The organism is Azospirillum isscasi, from assembly GCF_030849505.1.
Taxonomy (GTDB): domain Bacteria; phylum Pseudomonadota; class Alphaproteobacteria; order Azospirillales; family Azospirillaceae; genus Azospirillum; species Azospirillum isscasi.
This window is the reverse complement of the sequence record NZ_JAUJFI010000249.1, coordinates 1-5,429: the sequence shown is the minus strand read 5'-3', so window position 1 is coordinate 5,429 and position 5,429 is coordinate 1. Positions and strand designations below refer to the sequence as shown.

The 5,429-nt window shown below is 69.9% G+C and carries 5 protein-coding genes and 1 pseudogene; 3 read left to right on the top strand and 3 right to left on the bottom strand.

Going from position 1 to position 5,429, the window contains the following annotated elements; all coding sequences use genetic code 11:
- Positions 1–234: 234 nt before the first annotated feature.
- A complete protein-coding gene (locus tag QSG27_RS27440) occupies positions 235–459 on the bottom strand; it encodes a hypothetical protein (RefSeq protein WP_306711825.1) in 225 nt (74 codons plus the stop codon).
- A 147-nt stretch (positions 460–606) separates the two neighbouring features.
- Between QSG27_RS27440 and QSG27_RS27435 the strand changes: the two genes are divergently transcribed.
- The gene (locus QSG27_RS27435; RefSeq protein WP_306711823.1) at positions 607–909 is read left to right on the top strand and encodes a hypothetical protein; all 303 of its coding nucleotides are present in this window, start codon (positions 607–609) and stop codon (positions 907–909) included.
- A 102-nt stretch (positions 910–1,011) separates the two neighbouring features.
- Here QSG27_RS27435 and QSG27_RS27430 read toward each other — a convergent pair whose 3' ends face one another.
- A complete protein-coding gene (locus QSG27_RS27430) occupies positions 1,012–1,200 on the bottom strand; it encodes a 4-oxalocrotonate tautomerase (RefSeq protein WP_306711822.1) in 189 nt (62 codons plus the stop codon).
- Positions 1,201–1,330: 130 nt separating this feature from the next.
- Here QSG27_RS27430 and QSG27_RS27425 point away from each other — a divergent pair, with 130 nt between their 5' ends.
- Positions 1,331–2,836 carry a sigma-54-dependent transcriptional regulator gene (locus tag QSG27_RS27425; RefSeq protein ID WP_306711820.1) on the top strand — a complete coding sequence of 502 codons (1,506 nt, stop codon included), beginning with the start codon at positions 1,331–1,333 and terminating at the stop codon, positions 2,834–2,836.
- Positions 2,824–4,953 carry a cache domain-containing protein gene (locus QSG27_RS27420; RefSeq protein ID WP_306711818.1) on the top strand — a complete coding sequence of 710 codons (2,130 nt, stop codon included), beginning with the start codon at positions 2,824–2,826 and terminating at the stop codon, positions 4,951–4,953. The genes QSG27_RS27425 and QSG27_RS27420 overlap by 13 nt, the downstream gene beginning before the upstream one ends.
- A 3-nt stretch (positions 4,954–4,956) precedes the next feature.
- Here the strand turns inward: QSG27_RS27420 and QSG27_RS27415 are convergent.
- Positions 4,957–5,429, bottom strand: a pseudogene (locus QSG27_RS27415) (formate dehydrogenase accessory protein FdhE domain-containing protein); the annotation flags it as partial.

The following is a 5,429-nucleotide window of genomic DNA, read 5'->3' as shown; positions in this document are numbered from 1 at the left end:
GCCGATGGTACTGCGTCTTAAGACGTGGGAGAGTAGGTCGCCGCCAGGTCACCACGGCACACGACCAACCACACCGGCATCCCGGAGGGCCCAGGTCCGCAACGCACATCACCCGACAATCGTCCCACGCGGCCTTCGAGAGCCGGCGCCTTCCCCCAGGGGAGGCGCCGGTTTTTCGTCGTTGAAGCTTGAGGTCAGGGCGCTTGGGTGAACGCCGGACGCCGGGCTCACTCCCTAACCCTCCCCCGCCTTCGGCGGGGGAGGGGACTGGTGGTCGAGTTGGGTCAGGAGCGTTTGGGCCTCGGTCAGGAGAGCGTCGCGGACGCGAATGTATTGGTCGAGAGAGACCGCGGATCGTTCCCGCGTTTGCAGAGCGGCAATCTGGACGTCGAGCGCATCGAGATCGCGGTCGATGCATTTCAGCGCGTCGCGCGCCCGTTGCTCTTCCTGCGCATTCATGGCCACTCCTCCCTTGTTTGGTTTGGATTTCCGATGACCCGCGTCCGAACGTGGTACGGCTTTCTCTCCTGGCCTCCTTGGCATTGCTTTTGCTGAACAAGACCTCGTTCACGAGCGTCCGCTCGGCAAGCTGAGAGGGAGACTACGATGGTGTCACACGGAATCAATGCCGGTTTGGTGATTACGGTCGCTCAGAGTGCCATCGACTTCCTGTGGTCCCATTGGGACGGTTCGTCGAAGACCGTCCGTTCGGCGCTGATGGCGTCGGAATTCTGGACGCTGCAAGCCTTCGGCGGGCACGGACACTGGGTCCAGGCGGTCACCCGCGATGCGCTGGTCGAATTTCTCGGCAATTACATCGACCGCCGGCTGGACGTCGGCGACAGCGAGGACCGGGCGGTCGCGACCGCGGTCTATCGTCTGACGGGCAAGACGGTGGGCGCCGCCTGACCGCGATCCGTTGACCAGACTGACTGTTTTCTGTGCGGATGCCCATGGGGTGAGCGGTTCGCCCATGGGCATCCGGACATCGCTCGATTCCTTGCCGGCCGATTACTCGCCGTCGGACCACAGCTTGCCGCCGCTGGCCCAATCGCTCTTCTTCACGTCGTGGAAGATGATGTCGACCGCCTCCGGGCTGCAGCCGAGCACCTCCACGGACGCGTCGGTGAGCGCCTTGGCGTAGGCGCGCTTCTGTTCCAGCGTGCGGCCTTCGAAAAGCTGAACGTTGATGAGCGGCATCGGTACTCCATCCCTTCTGATGCTGATACTGGCTCCTTGGGTTCGGGCCCGTTCCGGAAACCGGAAATCGCTGGCCCGCTCCCGCGGCCCTCTCCTAGAATGCACGGCCCCGAGCCGCCGAGTCCACGCCATGACCACGACCGCGCCCTTCTCCATTCCACCCGCCCGTCCGGATTCCGGCGGCGGCACGCCGGAGGATGGCCGGATGGAGGATCGGACCAAACCCTCCATCCTGGTGGTGGACGACGAGGAGGGGATTTGCAGTTTCCTGTCCCGCGCGCTGGAACGGCGCGGCTGGCGGGTCGAGGTGGCGGGCAGCGCCGAGGAAGGGGCGCTGAAGCTGGAGCGCATCCACGCCGAGGTCATCATCCTGGACGTCGCCCTGCCGGGCCGCTCGGGGCTGGACTGGCTGAAGGAGCTGATGGCCGGCGGCTACGCCGGCGAGGTGATCCTGGTCACCGCCTTCGCCGACATGGACACGGCCATCGACGCCCTGCGCTCCGGAGCCGCCGATTTCGTGCTGAAGCCCTTCCGGGTCGAGCAGATCCTCAACTCCATCGACCGCTGCGTCGAGCGCACCCGGCTGACCCGCGAGAATTACGTGCTGCGCCGGCAGTTGTCGAAGAAGGACAGCGGGCGCGACGAGATCGTCGGGCGGTCGGACGCCATGATGCGTCTGCGCTCCCTGGTGCAGCGGGTGGCGCCCACCCCGTCCACCGTGCTGATCCAGGGCGAGTCCGGGGTGGGCAAGGAACTGGTCGCCCGCGCCCTGCACGACCTGTCGCCGCGCGCCGACCGTCCCTTCGTGGCGGTGAATTGCGCGGCGATCTCCGCCGACCTGATCGAGGCGGAGCTGTTCGGCCACGCCCGCGGCGCCTTCACCGGGGCCAAGGACGCGCGCAAGGGCCTGTTCTACTACGCCCACGGCGGCACGCTGTTCCTGGACGAGATCGGCGAGCTGTCGCTGACCCTGCAATCCAAGCTGCTGCGCGTGCTGGAGGAGCGGCGCATCCGCCCGGTCGGCAGCGAGCAGGAGGTGCCGGTGGACGTCCGCGTGGTCACCGCCACCAACCGCGACCTGAAGGCCGAGGCGGCGGCGGGGCGCTTCCGCCCGGACCTGTTCTACCGGCTGGAGGTGATGACGCTGACCATCCCGCCGCTGCGCCAGCGCGCGGTGGACGTGCCGGAGCTGGCCGCCCTGTTCATGCGCTTCCTGCCGGCGCGGCTGGCGGTGCCGCCGCTGACCCTGACGCCGGAGGTGACGCGGGCGCTGATGTGCCATTCCTGGCCCGGCAACGTGCGGGAGCTGCGCAATTTCGTGGAGCGGTCGCTGCTGCTCGGCGAATTCCCGCTGGACGATCTGGACACCGCCAACGCCGCGGCGGTGGAGGCCGGTCTGGCGGCGGACCCCAGCCTGTGCGCCGCCGCCGTGGCCGGCAACCCGCCCTGCGCCCCCTGTCCGGTCCGCCACGTCCGCATGGACGGCGACAACGACGTGCTGCCGCTGGCCGAGGTCGAGAAGCGTCACATCCTGACCGTGCTGGCGCGCTGCGCCGGCAGCAAGGCGCGCGCCGCCGACCTGCTGGGCGTGTCGCGCAAGACGCTGGACCGGAAATGCGTGGAATGGGGGGTGTGACGCCGCTGTCCATGAGACGGCTGGCGGCGGCCTACGCGGAATCGGTCCGGCTGAAGCTGCTGGCGCTGGTGCTCGCGCCGCTGCTGGTCGGCGCGCCGGTCCTGCTGATGATCGTCTGGGCCTGGGGAACGCAGGGCTACGACCAGCTTCTGGTCAACAAGGTCAGTTCCGACCTGGGCACCGCGCGGCAGTATTTCGACCGGGTGCAGATGTCGCTGCGCAACGGTCTGGAGGGGGTCGCGACCTCCCACCGGCTGGCCCTGGTGCTGGAGCGCGGGGCGCCCGCCGACCTGCGCCGCCTGCTGGACGAGGAGGCGGAGGAGCATGGGCTGGACTATCTGCTGCTGCTCGACGCCGGGGGCATGGTGCGGGCGGGCGGGTCCTTCGCCGTGCCGGCGGACCGCAGCGGCTGGTCGGTGGTGCGCGAGGCGCTGCACGGCTACGCCCAGCACGGGCTGGAGGTCTTCGCCCCGGCGGAGCTGGAGGCGCTGAGCCCGGCCCTGCGCCGGGCCGCCCACACCCCGCTGGTGCCCACCCGCGCCGCCCGACCCGACCCCCGCACCGTCGAGGACCGCGGGCTGGTGATCCAGGTCGCCATCCCCTTCGACGGGCCGGACGGGCGGCTGCTGGGCGTGCTGGAAGGCGGGGTGCTGCTGAACGGCAACCAGGGCATCGTGGACCGGCTGAACACCATCGTCTATCAGGACGCCTCCCTGCCGCTGGGCAGCCAGGGCACCGCCACCCTGTTCCTGGGGGACACCCGCATCGCCACCAACGTCCGGCTGTTCGAAGGCCAGCGGGCCCTTGGCACCCGTGCGTCGCAGGCGGTGGCGGACAAGGTGCTGGACCGCGGCGAGCCGTGGCTGGGCTCGGCCTTCGTGGTCAACGACACCTACGTGTCGGGCTATCAGCCGCTGGCCGACACCGCCGGGCGGCGGATCGGCATGCTCTATGTCGGCTTTCTGGAATCGCCGCTGCGCGACACGCTGTACAAGGCGCTGGCCGGGCTGTTCCTGCTGTTCCTGCTGGTGTCGGGGCTGGGGTCCCTGGCGGGCCTGCGGGGGGCGCGGGCTATTTTCCGCCCGCTGGAGCGCATGGCCGGAGTCATCGCCCGCATCGAGGGGGGCGAGGATTCCGCCCGCATCGGCCCCACCGCCAGCCGGGACGAGCTGGGGCGTCTGGCCCGCGCCTTCGACCATCTGCTGGATTCCGTGGCGGCGCGGCGGTGGGAGCTTCAGCGCTCCGCCGAGGAGCTGGACCGCAAGGTGGCCCTGCGCACCGCCGCGCTGGAGGAGGCCAACGCCACCCTGCGCCGCGCCCAGCAGCAGTTGGTGATGAACGAGAAGCTGACCGCCATCGGCGAGCTGACCGCCGGGGTGGCGCACGAGATCAACAACCCCGTCGCGGTGATCCAGGGCAACCTCGATCTGCTGCGCGAGGTGCTGGGCGACGGGATCGAACCGGTGCGCCAGGAAATCCGGCTGATCGACGAGCAGACCCGGCGCATCCACGCCATCGTGACCAAGCTGCTGCAATTCGCCCGGCCCGGCGATTTCGCGGGCTACGCCGAGCCGACGGACGTGAACGGCGTGCTGGCCGACTGTCTGGTGCTGACCCGGCACAACCTGAACCGGGCGCGGGTCACGGTGACGCTGAAGGCGCAGGCGGGCGGCCCGGTGGAGATGAACCGCGGCGAGCTTCAGCAGGTTCTGATCAACCTGATCGTCAACGCCATGCAGGCGATGCCGGAGGGCGGCAGCCTGACGCTGGACAGCCGCGACATCGGTCCGGAAGACCTTGGTCCTGGGGACCGGTTGCCGGGGGCGGAGCCCTTCGAAGGGGTGCTGGTCGGGGTGGGGGACACCGGCCACGGCATCGCGGCGGGCGATCTGGCCCGCATCTTCGACCCCTTCTTCACCACCAAGAAGCAGACGGGCACCGGCCTCGGCCTGTCGATCAGCTACGCCATCGTCCAGCGCTACGGCGGGCGGATCACCGTGGAGAGCGATCCGGGGCGCGGCGCCCGCTTCACCCTGTGGCTGCGGCGGCAGGCCGTCTATTCCGACCAGCCCACCGCGCCCTTCTTCGCCGCCCAGCGGATCACCGCGGGGGCCTGATCCTTATTCGGCCACCGCCAGGAACGGGTTGACGCCGATGCGCCGGTACTCCTCCTCGCCCAGCAGCAGGTCCAGCGCCAGGGTGGCGAGATCGTCGGCCACCGGGTCGAGGTCCGGCGCCTTGTCCAGGAACAGCAGCTTCAGATAGCTGTGGCAGGCGTCGCAGGTCTCCGCCCGCACCGCGTTGTTGGCCTCCCTGCCGTCCGCCCCTTCGACGAAGCGCTGGGACACGTCCTTGCCGTCGCCGCAGGCCACGCAGGACGAGCGCACATGGTGCCACGCGGTGTGGCAGATCCCGCAATGGAGATAGCGCAGGCCGCCGCTCTCCATGCCGACCTGCAGCACCCCGGCGACCGGCGCGCCGCCGCAGACCGGGCAGGCCGTGGCGGTGGCGTGCGTGGTGACCGAGGCCGGGTCGAGCGCGGCGGCGTGGCGTGTCCAGGCGGTCTGGAAGGCCGCGGCCAGGAAGGGGGCGG